Genomic DNA, 23,166 nt, shown 5'->3' on the forward strand with positions numbered 1-23,166 from the left:
CAGGAATAATTTCATTGATACCGGGTCACTGTCTTTCTGCTGATACAATGGCTTTGATATCGTCAGCGGATAATGCGGCTTTAAATACTTTTACCCTGTTCATATAACCATGAAACACCCGTTCCGACGGGAATTCCTCATTTCGTCCTAATGTCCATCTGTTATTTACGGACAGATCAGCGCTTACCTCTAATAGCGAGGTTCCTGACAATACACCATCGATATAAACATATAGTGTTTTGCCATTACACACACCGGCTATATGGTGCCAATGCAGTTGCCAATCAGCAGGGAGGTTTACGGTACAATCACCCCTGCCCCATCCGCCGGCAAAAAAGGTAAGGGTTTTGTTATCGGTCATTTGCAGCACGTGGTTATCGCCTTTGGTAATGATATCAACCAAGCCTTTCTCGTTACCCATTGGGTAAACCCATCCCATCATGGTAATGGATTCAGCCATTCTATCTAAAGCCGGTGAGTTTGGAACTTCCACATACGTGCTGTCACCAAACAGTAGTTTGTCATTATCGGCCATTGCTGAAGTTGAAATAATGTTACCATTATTGTTAAATCCCGAACTATCAGCTACTATTTTGCCGGGAACAATCGACCTGAAATCAAGCAATAAGGATTCCTTACCGTCATCATAAACTTTATATATAGTTTTAGCGGTATCAACCCTCAGGTACTTAAATCCTTTTTTAATGACTGTTATATTATGGCTGATGGTTTTAGCCTCACCTGCATTCAGTTTAATCTTATCTGTAAAAACAACCGAATCATTTTGAATTACGGGTATGATAAAGGTTTGCTTGAGGCCGCCTGTGTTCTTTATCTGATATTTTATTTCCTGAATGTCATTTAGCCTAATCATGGATTTTACTTCCAGCCCAGATATTTTGAAAGGATGCTCTTGAGGTTTTGCTGGCAGTTTTATATCGATTGTAAACGGAGGTGTATCACCAAGCTTCAATATTGATTTCCCAACCAGGTAAAGGCGAAATACAATGGAATCCTGAACGGTTTGCCCGGACTCCATCAAGCAATTTTTATAACCGTATGGCTTTCCATCAACCAATAATTTTACGGTTTTAATACCTTTGCTACCTGTATTTTTGAGCCTGAACTTTATTATAAGCGGCTCATCCGGCACCACACTTTTTTTATTGACTGAATAATTCACTACGCTAAAAGCAGTGTTTTTTTGTGTGGTTGAAAGTTCAATTGGATCTTTATTCGCGGGCCAGTTACCCGGCTTTTCACCCATGTCAAAAGCCATTGTGCCCCCGTTCACCAATACCGAATGCGGCAGAATTAACTGCTGCCAGGCCTTACCGTTTACCCGCAATGATTGTACATAGCTATTTTTCAAGGAGGAATTATTGCTGCTGATGATAAACTTTTTGCCGTTTGACAGATGAAGTGTTCCGGATTTAAACAACGGTGCACCAATGGCATAAAGCGGCCTGCCGGGGCATACAGGATAGATGCCCATGGCGCTGAAGATATACCAGCTGGATGTTGAACCCAGGTCATCATTACCGGGCAAACCGCCCGGTGTAGCGCTGAACCTGTTGAGCATGATATCCCTCACCCACTTTTGTGTTAACCGGGGCTTGCCGGCCTGGTTAAACAGGTAAGGCAGGTGAAATACTGTTTCATTATCAAACAAAATGGAGTTGTTACCAAGGGCAGAATCCAATCGGGCGGCGAATTGCTCGTTACCGCCTGTCATGTTAATCAGGTCTTTACCATTTTGGGGCACAAAATATGAGTATACCCATTTATCACCCTCCTTATAACCTGATGTACCAGGTTGAAGTTTAAATTCCTCGCCGTTTCGCGGGAACATGAACAATTCATCTTTATTTAAAAGATTGCGGTAGTTAATCCCTCTGCCTGCCGATAACTGGTAAGTTGATTTATCCTTCATCACTTTATCTGCAAATTGCGATAATGCCCAATCGTCATAGGCATACTCAACTGTGCGGGTGACTGATTCTTGCCGGGTAAAAGGAACGTAGCCTTTTTGATGATAAACTTCCATGTCTGACTGAACAAATGGCCCGTCGACTAAATCTTTCTTCATGGCCTCATAAGCAAGCTCTTTATCAAAACCAGTGATCCCTTTCATATATGAATCAACAATTATGGGAACAGCATGGTTACCGGTCATGCTTTCAGTTGGCAGATGCCCGCTTTGCTTGTAAACGTCCAGTATAGATAGGATTACATCCTGTTGCTTTTGCGGATAAAGCAGTGTAAGTAAAGGATGCAAAGACCTGAAAGTGTCCCACGGAGAAAAAGCTTCATACTGGTTTTGCCCCGTTTTTTGATAAACCTTGCCATCATTTCCCCTGTAGCTGCCATCCACATCGTCGGCAACCCAAGGCAGCAACAGCGAATGATAAAGCGCTGTGTAAAACACCTTCTTATTCTGTTCATTATCGTCAGTTATATCAACAACCGATAATAATTTAGCCCATTCGCTACCGGTCTTCGTCCGCACCTGATCAAAACTAAGGCTGCCTATCTCCTGATCAATATTATGTTGCGCGTTGAGATAACCAACCGATGATTTGCTTAACTTCACGGTGATCATTTTAACGCCCGTTTTAGCTTTTGGGAAGGAGAAAAGCCAGCCTCCCGTAACTTCTTTTTTATATGTGTATCCTTCGCTGAAATTTATACCCGCATTAGCGTTTGAAGTATGGATTATTTTATTTGATATGGATTGAATCTCACCTATGCCGCCTATAAAAATTTGCGGATCAGCATTGCCATCGAAAGTAAAACGGAACATACCTGTTCTTGCGGTAGTGGTAGCTTCTGCTGTAATCCGCTGATCATCAAAATAAACTTTATAGTAACCGGGCCTGGCGGTCTCCTTTTTGTGCGAAAAACGCAGGCTTGATTTACCGGTTTCAAAGTTGACATCACTATTCAGTGGCATTATAAAAAAGTAACCTGATGATCCTCCCGGAAAACCGCTCATGTGCCCCAGGCAGCTGAAATAATAAATTGAGCTATCGGCAAAATTATATCCCCTTGCTCCGGTAACCCGTGTTTCCGGGCTTAGTTGTATTGATCCTGATGGAGCAGCTGCTCCGGGATAACATCCTCCATTATTGCCCCATTTGGTAAGCACGTTACTTACAGTAGTGCCAATAAATGGGTCAACATAGCGCAAGTGGCTTATTTGTTGGGCATAGAGATTGGAGCCCAGTAGTATCAAGGCTAAGACGAAATATATTATCTTCTTCAATTGTGCAATCAATAATTTAAAACACCAATGTAGAGACGCATAATTGCGTCTCCCGCTTGCAGGGCATTTAAAATGGTATGCCGCCTCTGTATAGTCAAAGACGCAATTATGCGTCTCTACATTTATCATTATATTTTAATATAAATCTTCTTTTTATCAAGTACCCAGGCTACCAGCCAGCAAAGCATCGTATAACAAAGGGCAAATACCAGTGTGCCAAAAGCACCGGGAAATAGCTTTTGATAAAACACCTCGTTGATCCAGTCATAAAAACTGAGCTGTGGTTTGATCCAAATGGTTTGGAAAACGGTAAGCAGCAATTCCGACAGCAGGTATATTGCCAGTGAATTGCGACCGAAAACGAGAAAGAAGTTTGTCCACTTTTTCATCTTTTTTATTTCGATGGCAAATACCATGAAACCTAACAGTAAAAGATCAATACCGATAGTAAGCAAGGTAAATGAGCTTGTCCACAGTTTTTTGGCGATGGGAAAAAACTGCGCCCAGAATAGCGAGCCGGCAATCAGTAAAACACCACACATGAACAAACGCGCAACCGACTCATAATTTTTACCCTTACGCTGAATGAATGCGCCAGCGAGAAAGCCGCCAATTACATTCACAATCCCGGTCATGGTGCTCAATAAACCTTCCGGGTCGAAAGCTATGGGGCCACCTTTGTCATGATACAAATGATCGTTACCTAACAGCGCGATATCCAACCTGGTGCCGGCATTGCCAAGCATGGTATATTCTTTACCCGGTTCGCCCAAAAATATGAGGAAAGCCCAATAACCTATTAAAAGCACCACAGATATGATGACAGTCGTTTTTTGTGAGCAATAATGAACTATCAGTGCGCCGAAGAAGTAGCATAACGCTATGCGCTGTAACACCCCCATAATACGGGTATGGCTTAAAGGGTTAAATGCCCAGCCACCAGCCTCCCGGTGAAAGAAAGGGAACCAATACATGAGGTATCCCAACAGGAAAATGATAACCGTACGTTTAAAGATCTTGCCTATAAAAGCAGCATCAGTTTCAAATTTCTTTTTGGAGAAACTGAGCGCATTACCAACGGCAAATAGGAACGATGGAAAAACGAGGTCGGTAGGTGTAAAACCGATCCAGGCCGCGTGGTCAAGCGGCGACCATACGTTGGCCCCCGAACCGGGGGCATTAACGATGATCATAAAGCAAATGGTCATACCACGGAAAACATCAAGCGCGGTAAATCTTTCGGTTGTTGCAGCCATTTTTGCAATTATATTAATTAAGGGGTATTGAAATTTTATTGATTAAACGGCCTGCGGCCTCTTCGGCTACAATGCGGGTTTTATTGATACTGCTACCGTCTTCATCATAAACCACCAGTTGATTTATGCCTGACTTGAGCCAGCATTCAGGGATATAAAGACTTTTAATATCCAGCTTTTCCGGGTATCGCCCCAGGTTATGCCCATTAACCCAAACAGAACCGTGACCTAATCCTACCGGATCAAAACGCCAGATGAATGTACTACCTGGTAATTGAGGTACGCTGAAAGTGGTGCGATAAAAGGCCGGCACACTGTTCGTTTGTTTAGCTACATCCAGCTTTGCCCAGCCTTGAACCGCTTGAGCATCGCCTGGACCGCCCTTCAATTGCCAGCCGGTCACGGCTGTAGCATCTCCGATGGCATTAATTTTTACAGGTTGATCGATACCACCCTCGTTCGAGTAATTTTCGATAAAAACAGAAAGATCGATCGGGCGCCTTAAAGCTTCCGCATCCGTAATATTCACCTCGAAAGGCTGGTTCCAGCCATCATGATGGGCTACCTGTTTACCGTTAATAAATACGGTTGCATTTTCGTCAACACTTTTAAACAAAATGGTTATTTTAGATGTACCTGCTTGTTGCTGCGGAATGGTTGTATGGAACCAGGCATAGCCCTCTTTCAGGTTAAAAACATCAGCACCTATTTTATATTTTTTATATGCCGAGGCATCAAACGCAGGCGGCCCTTGTTTTACATCTTCCTTTTTTGCGGCTTTCGTAACATACCAGTTTTCAAGCTCGGTAATAAACGGCCCTCCCTTTTTGATCAGCGCATTGCCGAAAAGCCCTTTGCTATCCACTTCATCTATTGGGCCAAGGTAGGCGGCCAGCTTATCACGGCCATCATGCGCAGCAAAGACGGCAAGTGTATGCTTCCCTTGTTTAAGATCGAGGGATAACTCATTGTCGTTTAGTTTCCATTTTGCAGCCGGCTTGCCGTCGATAAACGCTTGGCCCCTACCGCCGCCTTTTACTTGCAGGGTATATTTTCCGTTTGATGGTATATCTAATGTAGTCCGGTACCACGCATCGGCAGTAATATCGCCATCCGCGCCCATAGGCTGCGGGGCTTTTGATTTGAGCCATGTACTTGTGTTTACGTTCGATGCCGCGCCAACTGCCGCGTTTTTATATTGCCAATTAGATAAATTGATGGTTTGCTGCTGACTGCCCTTTTTGGCATCGATATTAAAATCAATCTCTTTGTTATCAGTATATAAAATTGCTTTTTGAGCTGCATTTGAGGATAAAGGCGTTTCTGCAGTGATTTTAAATTGACCATTTTTAACCGAGGCATCACCAACATAGTTCAGCCCGGTAGTGATATAGTTTTTGCCTTCAGTTTCGATGATCCATGTTTTGTCGGTTAAAGTCCGGTTCATGGCCAAAACCCTGATGGTCTGCGAGCCGGAGGTAAAGGTAAATTCCACAGGTGCATCCGCGGCAACAGGCATTTTCTCATCAATCAACACATCATTATTACCAACTTTTACGGTAGTTGGTTTTGACAAAGCTTTATCTTTTGTATTGAACCGAAGCAACAGCGGATCGCCGGGTTCAGCGTCAACAATTATCGTAGTAGTGTTAGCTTGTTTAACTATTCCGAATACACGTGTAAACGCCCAATCAAGCATAACATCATCATTGAGTTTATAATTATGCACTAAAGGGTAGATCTCCTTAGATTGAACGTTGATGGTTTTACCCGCAAGCAGATCTTCAGCACCCTTGATATTTAATGATGCGCTTACTTTAAAAGCACCCGGATTATCTAAAAATATCAGATCACCGGCCGGGCTTGTGCGTGCAGATATTTTCAGGGCAGTATCCGCAACTATATCCTTGTAAGCTGTCGATACGCTTCCGCTGTTCTCCAATACCTCCTGAAAGCTACGCGAAAACCAGGCAGCACGTTTAAAAGTGTAATAGATGGGCCTTAAATCGCCGGCCTGGCCTATGGCTGTACCATAATCATATGAAGCAGCATCTTCATCATTATTGGTATAACCAAAGTTTGAGCCACCATGCGCCATGTAATAGTTATAGCCATTGCCGCCATGGGCAATGATTTTCCAGGTACGTCTGTCGTAAAGACCGGCATCACCTGGCTTAGCGCCATATTGCGAATACCAAACGGCCCAAAACTCGGTAGAGAACCATGGGTTTGGCCGTTTATCGTCATCAAGTTTATCATCGCCAGCAGGGTCACTGGCATGGTGTAAACCGCTGAAAAAATAGGGCACTTGCATACCCATTTGCAATGCTTTTGATTGCAGATGTTTAAAATAGCCATCGGGCATAATAGTGCCCCAGCCGCTGGGATGCTCGTTTTCAAGCTGAACCAGTATTACGGCGCCACCTTTATTGATTTGCCTTTGGAATACTACCGGCAAAAGATGATCAAAAAAGTGGTCGACATATTTCTCAAAAGGTTTGTTGTCTTCGCGTACGTGCAAGCCCTTTTTAAATTTAAGCCATATTGGGTAGCCCCCGTTATCCCATTCGGCACAGTAATACGGGCCAACGCGCACAATGGCGTACATACCTAAATCTTTAACTATGTCGAGGAATTTTCCAAGGTCATGGTCGCCGGTGAAATTAAATTTACCTTCGTGCTCTTCATGAAAGTTCCAGATAGTGTAGATCTCAATGCAATTAAAACCAGCTCTTTTGATCTTCAATAATCTATCATACCAAAGCTCGTGTGGGATACGGGCATATTCCAGCCCGGCTGATACAATGAATGTGCGTTTACCATTCACCATAAAACCTTTGCTGTCAAAATCTATGTAGGGTTTGGCAACTGCCGAGGCCGGGAAAATATGGTCGTTAGCGCTTTGACTGTGTACTTTAGTAAAGGCGCTTAACAGTAAGATAACTGTTAGTATATAGTGATGGAGCTTCATTTGTATATTGTAATCCCGTCTTATTAATATTTAGGCGTCATTGCGAGGAACGAAGCAATCCCCTATTTGCAGAGCCACCCTGTATAGTTTGGGATTGCTTCGTTCCTCGCAATGACGTTTTTTAGTTATACTACTTTTATCAAACCATTTTCAACCAACTTTTTATTTCGTTTGCGAAATCACCGCATTATACTTCACATACAATTGCTTTGATTTTTCAACGGCATCGCCTTTAGCAACATCAGTGTAAGCATTGTCATGCTTATTTACCCATTGCCACTCCCAATCTTTCACTTGCTTGTCAAAGGCATCGGCATTAAAATCGGTTTGGGTTGATAACGCTTTATCCAGCTGATTAAAGAACATTGCCCATCGTGGTTTATAATAACCTTTTATTAAACCAGCCCATTGGCGGTTGGAGTATTCTCTTAAGCCGCTTTCCTTATCGCCCCAAAGGGTAACCAGGTCGCGGGCGTTAAATTCGTACAGGTTTTTCTCTTTGTCGGTGATACCATTAGCCCTTGCTTCGTTGATCCATTTCCCTAACAGGAAATCTTTTCGGGTGCTTAACAAAGCATCCATATCGTCCATCAGCTCCAAAAACTGGCCGCTGTATAGTTTAAATTGCTGTTGATCTTTATTTTGATAAGCCTGCGCCATTTTCTGTTGCAGCGGACTTGCATAGTTGGCCAGTACCTGCCGGGTTACATCAACCAGATCGTACCGGAAACCGTCGCTTTGTTTCAGGCTATCGGCAGCGTTTATGAGCAAGCCCCATGCTTTAACTAATTGCATAGGATCATAATCCAACTTGGTTAATACCCTATCGATGTATTTCTTCATTGTCGGCCTTGCCACGATGATCGATTCAGGGCCCCCTTCTGTTAAGCCGCCTGAATAAACGGAATTTAACAGGATGTGCCATGCCTCACCGGCCTGGGTGTTTACCTGCCCGTAACGGCGTTGAGCATAGTTTGTAACCCATTTATCGGCATCTATCGGGGTATCGCGCCAAACGTTTTCGAGCATCAGGGCAAACAGCGCCGGGTTTTGTTCAATACCTTCGGGCGTAACACCAATGCCACGCATATTTTTTGATTCGGGGTCATGCTGGGCAATGGCCGGATCAGCGGCTACATGGCGCATGCGACCAAACAGGCTGATATTGCCGCCAAAGTTTTGCAGCATGCTCCAGATCCATGGTTTACCATAGTAAGCTTCAGTACGGTTCCAAACCGGGTGGGCATCGCTGTACAGGTCAAGCACGATCATTTGTTCATTAGGCACCGCGTTAAGCAAGGCCTTGATCTGCTGCGGTTGCCAGAATTTGTTATTATAGTGAAACATCCAGCCCTGCATTACCCAAATAGCTTTCGGATCGGCAGCGGCCATGGAGTTGAATACCTTTTTACTCATGCCATCAAGGTAGGTTGAATCATTGGTTGGCGGCACGTTTTCGTTAAAAGTATCGGCAGAGTACAGGTGGTCCGTACCAAATTCTTTGGTCTGCGCTTCAATATATTTTTTGCCGATGCTTTCAAACATCGGGTCGTCGGGGTCAAGGATATAAACATCGGGAAACCCGGCATCCCAGTTGGTTTTTTTTACCTTGGCACCGGGGAATTTATCTTTAAATGATGGCGGCACGTGGCCGGTGAATGACGATAATACGGGCGTCATCCCGAAAGAGCGTTCACGCTCCAAAATCTTTTTTTGCAATGCCTTGTGCGAGTCCATCCAGTGCTGTGGCAGCGGACCACCCCATGCATCAATGTTACCCATCCAAAACCAGGAAAAATAAGCCGGACCGCTAAAAAACTCGTCCAGTTGTTTATCGGTAAAGCCCATGTCTTTATAAACTGATTGCCAAACAGCTTCCTCGCCGGTTATAGCCAGCGGCAGGTTAATACCGTTTAGGGCCATCCAGTCAATTTCTTTTTGCCAGCGGTCCCAATCCCACCAGGCCATGGTATAGTTAAAAGTACAGTAGTTTAAATAGTAGCGGTACTGGTAAGGCGTTGTTTTATGGATGGTCCCTTTAACAGCAGGCAGGGTTGCTGGCAAATTAAGGTTGGTGCCATTCCAGCCGATATCGCAAAAACAATAAGTTTTCAGATAGTAGTTTAATGCCGATGCTATTGACAGGCCGTTATTACCCCTGAGCACTATTTTACCATTGCGGCTTTCCAGCTCAAATACATCTTTGCCGTTTTGTTGCGGGATAACCTCAACAGTAAACAAATTACTTTTACCGGGAATTACCCTTTCAATAAAATCATAAGAGGCTTTTTGATCAACCTGGGCACCGGCTTTAAGGCCGAATGAAATAATAGCAGCTAAAACAAGTAAACACTTTCTCATCAACAAATAATTAAACGCTGGAAATAAATACCGGCAACAGGGGTTCTCCCTGTCGCCGGTATGAGGATATTATTATTTAAAATTAGGGTTCTGTACCAACACGCCTTTACTCTTATCAATCTCAACCTGAGGGATAGGGAAGTAATAGTTTTTAGGACGCACAAAGGTTACCGTTTTGTTTTGATCAAGCGGAGCTTTTGAAACGGCAAGGTTATAAATAGCCGCAATATCAACGATGTTCTTTTTATCCCAGCGCATCAAATCCTGGTGACGCTGGTCTTCACCGGCCAGCTCAACACGGCGCTCGTGAATCAACTCCTTCATACCAGCTCCTGAAACTGGTTTTAATGAAGCTGAGGCCCGGTGCCTGATTTGATTGATCAGCGCATCGCCGGCACCTGCACCTTGTGTACGGATCAGTGCTTCAGCAACTAACAGATAAATATCAGCCGAACGCATTAAAGGTACTGCAAAACTATGGTCAACGCCACCGCCGGCAGCCGCGGTATTAAATACCGCATACTTTTTAAAAGCAAAACCGGTGGCAGAAAGATCAGCTGTAAAGGTTGTTAAGCCATTGCCGTCACCCAAATCCACTTTGTCCCCCACACTTAACAGGGTTGCAGCTTTACGCGGATCGCCTGCCTCAAACTCATTGGCAAGGCCTTGTAATGGCTGGCTAAAACCATAACCACCCCATGGGCGCGGAATATAGTATACCGTAAAATCGTTTTGAACAACGTTTTGTACCGCCTGGATGGAGAACAAAATTTCGGTGCTGTTTTCATTTGCACGGGTAAAGTTATCCTGGTAATTAGCAGCAAGTGCATAAGCCGGATTTGAGATCACTTTTTGGCCGGTTGTAATAGCCTCAGGAAGTTTTTCCCAATACATGTACAGCTTGGTCAATAAACCTAACGCCGTTCCTTTGCTCACACGCCCGCGGTCGGCAGCGCCATAGCTTTCAGGCAATAGATCAACTGCTTTCAACAAATCAGATTCTATTTGTTTACGAACCTCTTCAATTGGTGACTTTGGCACGTTAAAATTCAGCGATGTATAATCAGCTTCAGTAATAATAGGCACATCACCCTGAATGATCATCAAACGCCAGTAGCCGAAGGCCCTTAAAAAATAAGCCTCACCCATACTGCGATTTTTAACATCAGCAGATATGGCTGTTATTTTAGGGATATTGATGATGCAGTTGGTAGCACGGTTAATTTCCTCATAGCGCCATTTCCATGGGTAACGGATAGCCGCGTTTGAAGCATCATAAGTTAAGTTTTCGATGCCTTCGTCCTCACCGTGGTCGCCTGAGCGCCAGTAATCATCAGATGGAGTATCAAATGTTGATTCGGCATGACCTATATAATCTTCTTCAGGTAAAATGCTATAAATACCGGTTATCGCGTTAACAGCATCAACTTCGTTACGGAAATAATTGGTTGAGCTGTAAACACCTTGTTGTTTTAAATCAAGCGCTTTTTTACAGCCACTGCCTATCAGGGCCAATGACACAAGCGTATATATTAGTTTGTTTGATTTCATGATGATGTTATAATTTAACTGTTACACCAAATGTTATTGTCCTTACCGATGGATATTGAGCTACGTCAACACCTCTCTGCAAATTGCCGTTAGTATAACCCAGTTCGGGCGTGTACCCTTTATAACCGGTTATAAAAAACACGTTTTGCCCGGCTGCATATAATCTTATGCTTTTTAAAGTGGCCTTTTTAGCCCAGCTCACAGGAAGGGTGTAACCTAAAGTGGCATTTTTAAGGCTTACATAGCTTCCGCTTTCCACAAACAGATCAGATGTACGGTAGTTATCATTAGCACGATCAAGTGATAAACGGGGAATAGTGTTGCTGGTACCTGCGCCTGTCCAACGGCCTAAAGTTTCGGCATAAAGGTTAAACGGATAAGTTGGGTCGATACCCTGCATCCTATCAGCATTGTAAAGGCTCACGCCAAATACACCGGTAAAGTTTGCCGAAAAATCAAAGCCTTTGTATGATATGCTGCCTTGTAAACCTGCAGTAACATTTGGATTAGGGTTGCCCAGGTTTGTGCGGTCGTTACCGTCAATCAGGCCATCGCCGTTAAGGTCAAGGAAACGAACGTCACCAGGTCTGATACTACTTTTACGCGAGTCATTTTTTAGCGCCGGGTCGTTATCGATATCAGCCTGTGTTTGGTATAAACCATTGGTTTTCCAACCATAAAATGAAGCTATTGGCTGACCCTGATAAGTGCGGGAAATTTCTTGACTTGAACGACCATAAACCGTTGAGCCAACAAATGTACCTTCGCCGTTTAGCTTGGTCACCTTGTTTTTGATAAACGAGGCATTAGCACCAACCGAATATTTTACCTTATCATTACCGCCATGGTAATTAAATTCAACTTCAACACCTTTGTTATTCATAGTACCGATGTTCTGGTTAGGGATATTTACCGAACCGGCTGCACCTACAACAGGGGGCGATAAAAGCATATCCTTGGTATTTTTATTAAACCAGGTTAATGTTGTAGTTAACTGATTATTTAAAAAACCTGCGTCTAAACTAATGTTGGTCATGGCTGTACGTTCCCAGGTAATATCAGGGTTGGCAAGGCTGTAAACCGCAGCACCGGTATAACCTGTGCCGCCAAAGGTATAGCCGTTATTTTCATAGGTACTACCTAACCTTATTAAGCTGGTGTATTGGAATGTGCCTATGTTTTGATTACCAAGCTCGCCATAGCCACCTGATAACTTCAGATTGCTTATCCATGTTAATTTTTTGATAAACTGCTCGTTAGATAACCTCCAACCTAAAGAGAATGCCGGGAAGTAACCCCATCTTTTTGATGGTGCAAATTTAGATGATCCGTCTGCGCGGAAAGTTAAAGTAGCCAGGAAACGGCCATCGTAATCATAAAACAACCTGCCAAAGCCCGATTGTAATGATGATTCATCGGGTACCACACTTGAGTTAAATTGGCTGTTGCCCAGGCTAAGCACTCGCTGATCCTGTGAGGTATCATCGTATCCTACCCGCCATGCATTAAACCCATAAGTTTTAAAGTTTTGATATGAGTAACCACCGGTAAAGGTAACATGGCTTTTACCAAACACCTTATCATAAGTCAGGAACGACTCTAATAACTGTGATGATAACTCACCTTCGTTTTGGGTTAGCTGCGAGGTTGTATTTTGCCGGGCCTGGTTAACATCAGCAATATTGAAGTTATATGCACGGTTTAAAGTACCATCATAAGCGTAATTTACGCGGAGTTTGAGCTCTTTTAAGAATGTGATCTCGGCAAAGGCGTTGGCCAGTGCGCGGTATTTTTTATTAAACCTGTCTGCTTCCTGTATCGTAGCATACGGGCTATTGATATCACCTAACTGATTGGCAAAGGCTTTTGATGTACCATAAGTTCCATCCGGATTAACCAACGGAATGGCAGGGTTAAAGCGCAAGGCCGAAAAGATCAAACCTGTTTGAGAGTTGTTGTTATCAAACCCAACGTTATTGGCGTAGTTCAACTGGATATTTTCACCCAGTTTTAGCCATTCAGTTACCTTATGCTCTGAGTTAAAACGGGTAACAAAACGTTTAAAGTTGGTTTTATCGATGATACCATCTTCATTATAAACAGAGGTTGACCAATAATAAGTAGATACATCATTCCCTCCCTGTAAACTAACATCGCCATTAATTACGTGACCTGTTTTCATAATAGCCCGTTGCCAGTCGGTTCTTTGAGTGGCATAATAGCTATCATTCCATGGTGCATCTATAGCAACACCATCATTGGTATAACGCTCCCTTTTCAATGTATACAAATCGGGCGCGGTTAACAATTTAAGGTATTTAGTAGTATTAGAGAAGCCATTGTAAAAATTGATATTGGTAGCTAATTTCTGATTATAAGTACCTCTTTTAGTGGTAACCAATACAACGCCGTTGGCTGCACGTGTACCGTAAATGGCCGCTGCCGATGCATCCTTCAATATATCAACTGAAGCAATATCATTTGGATTGATATCGCTTAAGGCGTCGGGGTTACTTGTAGGCACACCATCAACAACAATAAGCGGGTTGGCATCATTAAGTGTGCCCGTACCGCGGATACGGATACTTGAAGCAGCACCCGGCGAGCCGTCGTTACGTACAATGTTAACACCGCTTGCACGGCCGTCCAAAGCCTGGGTTGCTGACGCTACAGGAAGATTTTGAATATCGGTACCCTTTACGCTGGCTACAGAGCCGGTAACATCTATTTTTTTAGTAGTGCCGTAACCTACCACTACAACTTCGGTTAAGGCAGATGGCAGGGGGGATAAGGTTATATTTAATGTTTGGCTTCCGGTTATCGTCACTATCTTTTTTTCATAACCGATATAGGTAATTTCCAACACGCCGTTTACAGGGGCGTCGATACTGAAATTACCATTCACATCGGTGGTAGTACCCTGATTAGTACCTTGTAGCTTAATGTTTACGCCAATAAGCGGCTCGCCTTTGGCATCAACAACTTTTCCCTTTACAAGGGCTAAACTTTTGGTATCCTCCTGGTTAGCGATGATCACTACATGATCATCATTCATTTTGTAGGAAAGCTTATCATCAATAATAACGGCAAGCAGTTCATCAATTGTCGCGTCCTTTACATCGAGATCAACCTTGCCCAGCTTTTTGATGGAAGCATAGTTGTAAAAGAAACGGTAATCGCTTTGTTTTTGAATTTTGGTAAGGATACTGCTTACTTCAGCCTGCTTTAGGTTAAGCGTAAATTTCTGCTGCGAGTATACTTTTGCAGAAACTTGCACACAGGTAACCATGACCAATAAAAATACTGCTTTCATCAGCAAAATAACTTTGAGACATACGGGCGCGCCACGAAGCGGGAACACCCTTCTTGTTTTTTTCATTACATTTGTTTTGAAAATAAATGGATGGAGTAAGTGCTGTGTTACAATAGCTTACTCCGTTAATAAAATCCTATTTGTTTGCGGGGAGGAGTGGCAGCTCTTCCCTTATTTGTTTGAGGATGTTTCAGGAATCTGACAGGTAAGTTTTCAATATCATAAGCTGTTGGTTAGTGGTTAGTTAGTTTATTTCGTTTTTATTTTTTTGCAAGAAACACCGTTTTATCCTCCACTCTGAATTTGAATGGCGTGGTCATCTCAATAATACCTAAAGCCTCCTGCAGGGATTCCTTATCAAGCAAACCGCTTATCTGCTCGGTACGGAGCGCCTGATCTTCAAATACAACCTGCACGTTGTATTTGCGTTCAATTTGCGCAGCCACATCCTCAAACATTTCGTTAGTGAACAGGATGCGGTTATCAACCCAGGCTGTTTCTTTCACTTCATCGGGCTTAACATCTGGCAACTCGGTTACTTGGTATTCAATCTTACCTACTTTAGGTTTTACACTTTTGGGTTCCCGGTTATTAATGACAATCAATTTTTCATTAGGCAGCAGGATGATCTTTTTTTCGGGGTTGTTCTTTAACTCCACCTGCACTTTACCCTTTAACAGCGTAGTTTCAACGGTTTTATCGTTATTGTAGGCCTTTACGTTAAACACAGTACCCAATACTTTTACAACAAGCTTAGCGGTATGTACCAGGAAAGGTTTCTTAGCATTTTTGGTCACTTCAAAAAAACCTTCACCTGTAAGGCTTACATCCCGGGTGTTTTTTTCAAAAGCTTCGGGGTATGAAAAAGTACTGCCTGCGTTTAATGTTACCCGCGTACCATCAGGCAGTTTCAGTTTTTGGGTTTTACCATAAGGCACATGAATTTCATACAGCATATTTTCTGCAGTCATGGAATCCGGTTGCACAATCTTTTTATAAAATAAAGCACCTGCGGCAATAAACACCAGTATAGCCGCGGCAACCCATTGCCACCTGAACATGGGCCTTACCATGGCATTATCCTCAGCATTTTCGTTCGAGCCTTTAATTCGGTTCCAGATCTCTTCCAGGTTGCCATTAATCTCTTCCGGTTTAATTTCTGCTGCCTGGACATCGTCTCCTTTTAAAGCATTAGTAACCTGGTACGTTTTTTTATAGTTAGGAAATTGTTCAAGAAACATGTCGAGTTCGGCCAACTCTTCCGCACTGGCAGTTTTGCCCATGCTTTTGGCCATTAACTCAATAAACCTGGATTTGCTCATAGTAATTGGTATTCTGCTTAAAAGACACAGCTACCTCAGGTTTTTCCTAAAAGAAATTAAAATATTTTTTTGAGGGGAGATTCAGACGATTCTAATACCAATAAAATCATATTATTGTGGTTACGAAGCAATCCGTACCGAGGCATTGTAACTCTGTATAGCATGCGATTTGCCACGTCCAAACTCATTCCCGTTTCGCTCCCCGCAAATGACATGGTTTTTACTTATTCCCAAGCGCCTCATCCAGCTTTTTAAGTGCAATTGCTAATTGCGCAAATACCGTTTTGTTAGATAAGCCAAGGATATCAGCTACTTCATTGCAGGAGAGTTCATCTTCCTTAACCATTTTAAAGATGAGTTTGCAGCGCGGGGGCAAACTATTTATGGCTTTCAATACTCCTGTTTCCAATTCTTTGCTAATCAGCAATTGAGCCGGATCGACCGATAAATGAAAATAGTAAGTTTCTGCAAGTTGGGCATCGCGGTTTTTTTTTGACGTATTGCTTCGGATGTGGTTGAGACAGGCATTTTTTATCGCAACATAAAAGTACACTTTGGGGTTCGAGATCTTGTTAAGCTTGTGGCGGCCCAGCCAGATATTCACAAAAAGATCATTGCTGATCTCCTCGCAAGCTTCTCTATCGCCCAAAAAAGAATAGGCGAACTGATTAAGGCTATTGATCAGCAGCTTATACAGTTCATTAAAGGCAGATTCATCATCATTGTAATGAATGGAATCTATAAGTTCTTTAATCTCCAATGTTGAGCGGCTTGCTTTTTAAAGAGAACAGTTAACTGAAACAATGTACAATTTTAAGTAAAAAATCTCGATCAAAACTATTTTCCCCGTTGATTTTATCCTATAGAATCCATTGCAAAATCATAAGCCGGCGATAACATGCCCATCCACACTATGTTGATTATTCATGTCCCGAAATGTCTAATCCGGGAAGCCAAACGCCCGGTTCAACTATAAACCCGCAATCCGATAGCGCAATCTGGTATAACTTGGCTCTAAAAGGGGAATATTTAAGGTGTTTGGTCAAAACAGATTAAGATTACCATCGCTGTGGCCATCATGAGAGTGGATTTAGCCTACAGGCCGTAATTAACTTTATATTTGTCCGGCAAGCAACCATATTTCCGTAACATATTGCAATAAATGAAAGATACACCGTTTAAAATCTCTCCCGGAATTATATGGAGCAGTTCAATTTTCCTGGGCCTGCTGGCTTCTGTACCGCAGATAGCCGAACGTCACTTCAAACCTGCTGAAGCAGCAGTAAACTCGGCAGTTACGGCTTCTTTTTCGCTGTTTGTTTGGTACTATAATATATATACGCTGCCAAAACAATCAGGCAATAAACAACTCAATAAAAGCATTTCGTATTCGCGGCTCCTGACAACCCTGGTAATAGGCATGGGGGTAATGCTGGCTTTAGCTTACATACAGCAACTGATATTAACGCACCTGAATTTTGGTCCGGTGATGCTCATGATTGAGGTAAGGGGCATACTCATTAACCTGGTGTTTTATATGCTTATAAACCTGCTGTATCAAAACTACCAAAACCAGCAGGTTAACGTTGAACTGGAGCGCATTAAGGCCGATAACCTTGGCGCACAATATGAGCTGCTTAAACAGCAGATCAATCCGCATTTCCTTTTCAACAGCCTCAATACCCTGAAAGCTATGGTTGAAACCGCCGATGAGCATTCGGTAGATTTTATCCTTAAACTCTCCAACTTTTATCGCTTTACATTAGAGAGCCGTAAGTTAGACCTCATTCATTTATCGGAAGAGCTGGAAATTGTGGACGCCTATAATTTTTTGCTCAAAGCCAGGTTTGAGGATGGCTTTATTTTTACCAATACTATCAACGACCAATATCACGGCACACTGGTCCCCCCATTTACCTTGCAGTTACTAATAGAAAACTGTATTAAACACAATGTGGTATCGCTGGATCATCCCCTGCACATTAAACTTTATACCGACGGTGATAACATCGTTATGGAAAACGAGATAAAACCCAAGCGCTTTGAAGAACCGTCGACCGGTGTAGGGCTTAAAAACATTAACCTGCGCTATAACCATCTCCTTGATAAACAAATAGAGATCATATCTGAAGATAAAATATTCAAAGTTAAACTACCGCTGATCTATGAACATTATCATAATTGAAGACGAATTAAAGGCCGCACGCTCGCTTGAAAATATTGTGCTGGAATTAAGGCCACATGCAAAAGTTATAGCAAAACTACAGAGCGTTGAAAGCTCGGTCACCTATCTTTCAGAAAACAGGCAGCCCGACCTTATTTTTATGGATATCCAGCTTTCGGATGGTTTGTGTTTTGAGATCTTTAAATCGGTAAAGGTGTCCTGCCCTATTATTTTTTGTACCGCGTTTGATGAATACTCGTTAGAAGCCTTTAAGGCCAATAGTGTTGATTATGTGTTGAAACCTTTTTCAAAATCAGACATAGCTGATGCTTTTAAAAAGGTAGATGAACTGCGGAACTTTTTTCAGCGGGGGGCTCAGCCAGATATTACCAGCCTATTATCACAGGTTACGCCTCCGGCAGGTAAAAAGAGCTTCCTGGTATTTAAGAACAATAAGTACATCACCGTGCTCACCAATAACATCGCTTTCTTCTATATCCGCAACGAACTATCAACCATCATGACTTTTGATCAGCAGGAGTATGTTGTTAACCAATCGCTCGACCAGATCAGCGGTCAGCTTTCGCCCGACCAGTTTTTTAGGCTGAACAGGCAATACATTGTAAACTTTAGTGCGATAAAGGAAGTTGAGCATTATTTTATGCGTAAGCTGTTTGTGAAACTGACAATTCCAACTCCGGAGAAACTCCTCATCAACAAAGAAAAAGCGCCGGTGTTTTTAAGCTGGCTCGAGAATAGGTAGTTCTAAGTCTTGAGTTCTAAGAGGCTGCTTAAAAACAGTTAAATAAAACTACTATATCCTGCTCGTCATTGCGAGTATCCATCAGGAATCCCTGAAAAAAAATGAGATGACGTGCTTCGCGGTTAATGAAAGATATTTGCCATTGAAAACAGGGCAAATTACACACCCCGTATAACCCTTGGGGTCCTTAGGAACCCGCTTGCGAGTTTGGGACTGTCACTTTTTGCAAGAAACATTAAAGGGAACCACCAGCTGGCCGGCTGGTGGTTTACCACGCTTTTAAGCTTAGACTTTTTAAAGCGACAGAGTTTGCCCTGTTTTTATAACAAAAAATATGGGCAAAGCTAATCAAAACAAAAACAGGAAAAAGGCGGGAGCGCCGGTTGGTTCAAAAAAGATGTCTCAGTTCGGTGTTCTTTATCCCAGGTCAGCCGGGATCGATGTAGGCAGCATGTTGATGGTTGTGTCCTATACCGATGCCCGGGATCAGATCCAGCTGGAAGAGTTTAACAGTTTTACCTCCAGTCTATATGAATTAGCGGACCTGTTGCAAAGGGAAAAGGTAGAGATCGTAACGATGGAATCAACAGCCACTTATTGGATGCCCCTGCACAGTATCCTTGAATCCAGAGGGATGAAGGTGGTGATGATCAATCCGAGCCATTACCGAAATGTATCGGCACGAAAAACGGACATTAATGATGCCGGGTGGCTGCATCAGCTGCTTACTCATGGTCTTTTACGGGAATCTCATATAGCCCCTGCCTGTTACCAGGACCTCAGGCAGTACATTCATGAAAGGCAGATCTGCCAGGATCAGAAAAGCGATACGCTCAACAGGATCCAAAACATCCTGACTAAAATGAATATCAAGTTCCAGCACCTGATCAGCGATATTGAAGGCGTATCAGGAATAAAGCTATTGCGGCTGATTTGTTCAGGGATATCAGACCCTGAAGAACTGCTTTGCAGTATCGATCATAAACGGCTGAAAGCAGGCAGGGAGGAGTTACTGCGTTCTCTTGAGGGCGACTACCGGGACAGCCTGATCCATATCCTTAGAGGCAGCCTGAAAGCCTATGACTTTTTAAAAGATCAGATGCTTTATTATGAGGAGCATATCGAACAAACGCTTAAGCTATTGGCGCCGGAGATCAAAAGTTCAAAGAAACAGGGCATGGTCCGCAAGAATCAATACCATATCAACCTGAAGGATTATTTATTGGCCATATTAGGGGTTGACCTGACAGCGGTAGAAGGACTGGACGAGATCGGCCTGTTAACGATCCTGGCCGTAACCGGGCCGGATATGGGCAAATGGCCCACCGCCGGTCATTTCACAAGTTGGTTAAACCTGTCTCCCCGGCCCAAAATAACAGGAGGCAAACTGGTGGGCTATGAAAAACGGATCACCCACAATCCGGCAACACAAGCTTTCCGGCTGGCCGCCAATTGTCTCTGGCAAAGTAAAGGTCCTCTGGGACAGCAATACCGGAAGTTGGCTGCAACCAAAGGGAAGGCCAAAGCTATAAAGGCAGTGGCAAGGAAAATAGCGGTTATCTTCTATAAGATGGTGCTCAAACAGGAAGCCTACGACAGCAGCAAAGTTCAGCAGGATGTTGAGCTACAAAAGGCAAGAAAGATCGCTCGTCTGCGAAAAGAAGCGCAAAAACTTGGCCTTACTCTTCAAAATGCAGCTTGATTATGAAATACTTACATGCACGTCATTATAAGGTACGAAGCAATCCCCTACTTTACAGGGCGGACTTGCATAGCTCCTCTGCCTATTGGCGATTGCTTCGTACCTCGCAATGACGGCTTCTATATGGTCGTAAGCGGCCTCTAAGTATCAGAAAAAACTTTTGACTTAAGACTTCCGACTTAGAACTTTCGACTCAAACAATGCCCAACTGAACTATATAAATGTCCGGTTGGGCTTTTTTGTGCTGTTTTCGCTGCCGGTTGCAGCATAATTTTGATATAAATAAAAATCAAAAGATATGCAATCGTTCAAAATTTTAAGCTTCTGCGTTGGTGCTGTTGCACTGGCGCTCGCTACCGCCGCGTATGCCAACCGTAAAATAAATACTGCTAAAACAGTAAACACCGGCACTCCCGGAAAAGGTTTTGCTTTGGTTGAATTGTTCACTTCAGAAGGATGCTCGAGCTGCCCTCCGGCCGATGAACTACTCGCTAAAATCCAAAAAGAAACCCAGGGCAAACCCGTTTATATCCTGGCTTACCACGTTGACTACTGGAACAGCCTTGGCTGGAAAGATGTGTTTAGCCATGCCATGTTTTCAAAACGTCAAAAGGAGTACAGCTACTATTTAAACGCCCAGGTTTATACACCGCAGGTTGTTGTTAATGGTAAAACGGAGATGGTAGGCTCGGATGAACCCGTGCTTCGCGAAGCTATTTCTGGCGCTTTGGCAATTGTTCAGACAGCACAGGTTTCTTTACAGGCACAACAAAACGGCGATAAGCTAACTGTAAATTACGAACTAACCGGAGGTTCAACCAACCAGCAATTGCTGATTGCAGTTGTACAAAAAACGGCTATAAGCAAAGTAGACCGCGGCGAAAACAGCGGCAGGACTTTATCGCACGCCCAAATAGTGCGCGACTTAAAAACAGTTGCCTTAAACCAGGCAAAAAAAGGTCAAACTACCATCAACTTACCTAAAGGTTTTGCTCCGCAGGGCTGGGAAGTGGTAGGCTTTATTCAAGACAAAGCAAACGGCGAAATTTTAACTGCTACAAAAATGGCTTTAAATAGTGGTGCGGTGGCTAAAATATAACAAACTCAAATTAAAAGATCATGACCAAATTGAAGCAAGGCCGGTTACTGATGGGCTTCCTGTCACTGTTCTCATTATCATTTCTTACAAGGGCGCCATTTGAACGTAACCCTCAGGATTGTGAAATGATCTGCGTTCCGGGAAGAAAGAAAAAACCGGCAGAGAATAATTAACCAATTTCAATATAACCATTACGGCCCGTTTTATCGGGCCGTAATGGTTTAAACTTATACAAAATGAAAAAGCTACTGTTAATTGCCATCACTACATTTTGCAGCCTTGGCGCTTATGCCCAGGCGAATCAATTAAACTGTACCGAACAGGCACTGACTTTTAAAATAAGCCTGCCTGCGGGAGGTCACAGCCCTTCATCTAAAATTGGCCGCTTTGATCCGGCCCAAATCTCAACGGGATTTAGGTTGCCTATCGGTAGTACTGCTAAACAAACCCAACCGGAAACTAACGTTCCTCCCGGTTTTGAAAAAGCGTTTGGCCAGGCAGACGCTTATCCTTCAACAAATATACCCCTGCCTAAAAAGATGACATTTCCATACTCAAAAATAAATACTGTAACAGGTAAATTTACCTGTACAACCTATGATCATTTTAAACTATTGCCAATGCCGGCTATAGGCACCTTAACGCCGCTTTTAAACTAATCATCATTAAACATAAAAAACCAAACCAATGAAAATCAACTATTACGGTCACTCATGCTTCTCGGTGATTGCCGGGGGTAAACACATTCTGTTTGATCCCTTTATTACAGGCAACGATTTAGCTAAAGACATCAACATTGATGAAATTAAAGCCGATTACATTTTTGTATCGCACGGTCATTATGATCATGTTTTGGATGTGGAAACTATAGCAAACCGCACAGGAGCCATGGTTGTGGGCATTTTTGAAGTATATGATTACTTCAGCAAGAAAGGTGTTAAAAATGTACATCCGCTAAACCCCGGAGGTAAGGTGACCTTTGATTTTGGTACTGCGAAATCATTCATTGCCCAGCACTCGGCCAGCTTTCCGGATGGCAGCTATGCCGGTGTGGCCTGCGGTTATGCTTTAAAGACCGACGATGGCAATCTTTACTATAGCGGCGATACCGGTTTTACCCTTGACATGGGCCTGGTAGCCAGCTGGGTTGATCTTGATTTGGCGGTTTTCCCGATAGGCGATGTTTTAACCATGGGTATTGATGACGCCATTGAAGCGGCAAAGCTTGTTAAGGCCGATAAGGTTTTAGGCGTTCATTACGACACCTTTGGTTTTATTAAAATAGATAAAAATGAGGCTGTTAAACAATTTGAACAGGCCGGATTGAAATTATTTTTACCGGCTATAGGCGAGAGCATAGATATTTGAGCGGCATAAACATTTTGTTATCACGTGAAAA

15 protein-coding genes are annotated in these 23,166 nt (G+C 43.1%); 7 read left to right on the top strand and 8 right to left on the bottom strand.

Translation table 11 applies throughout. The features are described from left to right. Positions 1-25: 25 nt before the first annotated feature. The 8 genes from SNE26_RS14755 to SNE26_RS14790 form a co-directional block, all read right to left on the bottom strand. A complete protein-coding gene (locus tag SNE26_RS14755) occupies positions 26-3,265 on the bottom strand; it encodes a GH92 family glycosyl hydrolase (protein WP_321554701.1) in 3,240 nt (1,079 codons plus the stop codon). A 128-nt stretch (positions 3,266-3,393) separates the two neighbouring features. Continuing rightward, a complete protein-coding gene (locus SNE26_RS14760; RefSeq protein ID WP_321554702.1) occupies positions 3,394-4,521 on the bottom strand; it encodes a heparan-alpha-glucosaminide N-acetyltransferase domain-containing protein in 1,128 nt (375 codons plus the stop codon). A 13-nt stretch (positions 4,522-4,534) separates the two neighbouring features. Further along, positions 4,535-7,492 carry a beta-galactosidase gene (locus tag SNE26_RS14765; protein WP_321554703.1) on the bottom strand — a complete coding sequence of 986 codons (2,958 nt, stop codon included), beginning with the start codon at positions 7,490-7,492 and terminating at the stop codon, positions 4,535-4,537. A gap of 162 nt (positions 7,493-7,654) precedes the next feature. Next, positions 7,655-9,853: an alpha-N-acetylglucosaminidase gene (locus SNE26_RS14770; RefSeq protein WP_321554704.1), complete on the bottom strand. Its 2,199-nt coding sequence runs from the start codon at positions 9,851-9,853 to the stop codon at positions 7,655-7,657. A gap of 72 nt (positions 9,854-9,925) precedes the next feature. Further along, positions 9,926-11,404, bottom strand: a complete 1,479-nt coding sequence (locus SNE26_RS14775; protein ID WP_321554705.1) for a RagB/SusD family nutrient uptake outer membrane protein — start codon at positions 11,402-11,404, stop codon at positions 9,926-9,928. Between the two features lie 7 nt (positions 11,405-11,411). Beyond that, on the bottom strand, positions 11,412-14,783 hold the full coding sequence (locus tag SNE26_RS14780; protein WP_321554706.1) for a TonB-dependent receptor: 3,372 nt from the start codon (positions 14,781-14,783) through the stop codon (positions 11,412-11,414). Between the two features lie 194 nt (positions 14,784-14,977). Then, on the bottom strand, positions 14,978-16,039 hold the full coding sequence (locus tag SNE26_RS14785; protein WP_321554707.1) for a FecR domain-containing protein: 1,062 nt from the start codon (positions 16,037-16,039) through the stop codon (positions 14,978-14,980). Between the two features lie 220 nt (positions 16,040-16,259). Continuing rightward, entirely contained in the window at positions 16,260-16,799 is a 540-nt protein-coding gene (locus SNE26_RS14790) for an RNA polymerase sigma-70 factor (RefSeq protein WP_321554708.1), read from the bottom strand. 402 nt (positions 16,800-17,201) lie between these two features. On the opposite strand from SNE26_RS14790, the gene SNE26_RS14795 reads away from it, so the two are divergent. The 7 genes from SNE26_RS14795 to SNE26_RS14825 all read left to right on the top strand — a co-directional run bounded on the left by SNE26_RS14795 (position 17,202) and on the right by SNE26_RS14825 (position 23,135). Further along, positions 17,202-18,224, top strand: coding sequence for a histidine kinase (locus SNE26_RS14795; protein WP_321554709.1), 1,023 nt, complete (start codon positions 17,202-17,204; stop codon positions 18,222-18,224). Next, the gene (locus tag SNE26_RS14800; RefSeq protein ID WP_321554710.1) at positions 18,205-18,966 is read left to right on the top strand and encodes a LytTR family DNA-binding domain-containing protein; all 762 of its coding nucleotides are present in this window, start codon (positions 18,205-18,207) and stop codon (positions 18,964-18,966) included. Before SNE26_RS14795 ends, SNE26_RS14800 begins: the two co-directional genes overlap by 20 nt. Before the next feature lie 334 nt (positions 18,967-19,300). Beyond that, positions 19,301-20,668, top strand: coding sequence for an IS110 family transposase (locus SNE26_RS14805; RefSeq protein WP_321554711.1), 1,368 nt, complete (start codon positions 19,301-19,303; stop codon positions 20,666-20,668). A 298-nt stretch (positions 20,669-20,966) separates the two neighbouring features. Next, positions 20,967-21,767 carry a DUF1223 domain-containing protein gene (locus SNE26_RS14810; protein ID WP_321554712.1) on the top strand — a complete coding sequence of 267 codons (801 nt, stop codon included), beginning with the start codon at positions 20,967-20,969 and terminating at the stop codon, positions 21,765-21,767. Positions 21,768-21,787: 20 nt separating this feature from the next. Then, positions 21,788-21,940, top strand: a complete 153-nt coding sequence (locus tag SNE26_RS14815; protein WP_321554713.1) for a hypothetical protein — start codon at positions 21,788-21,790, stop codon at positions 21,938-21,940. 63 nt (positions 21,941-22,003) lie between these two features. After that, a complete protein-coding gene (locus SNE26_RS14820; protein ID WP_321554714.1) occupies positions 22,004-22,426 on the top strand; it encodes a hypothetical protein in 423 nt (140 codons plus the stop codon). A 28-nt stretch (positions 22,427-22,454) separates the two neighbouring features. After that, positions 22,455-23,135, top strand: coding sequence for a metal-dependent hydrolase (locus tag SNE26_RS14825; RefSeq protein ID WP_321554715.1), 681 nt, complete (start codon positions 22,455-22,457; stop codon positions 23,133-23,135). Positions 23,136-23,166: the final 31 nt, after the last annotated feature.

Source organism: Mucilaginibacter sp. cycad4 (assembly GCF_034263275.1).
Taxonomy (GTDB): domain Bacteria; phylum Bacteroidota; class Bacteroidia; order Sphingobacteriales; family Sphingobacteriaceae; genus Mucilaginibacter.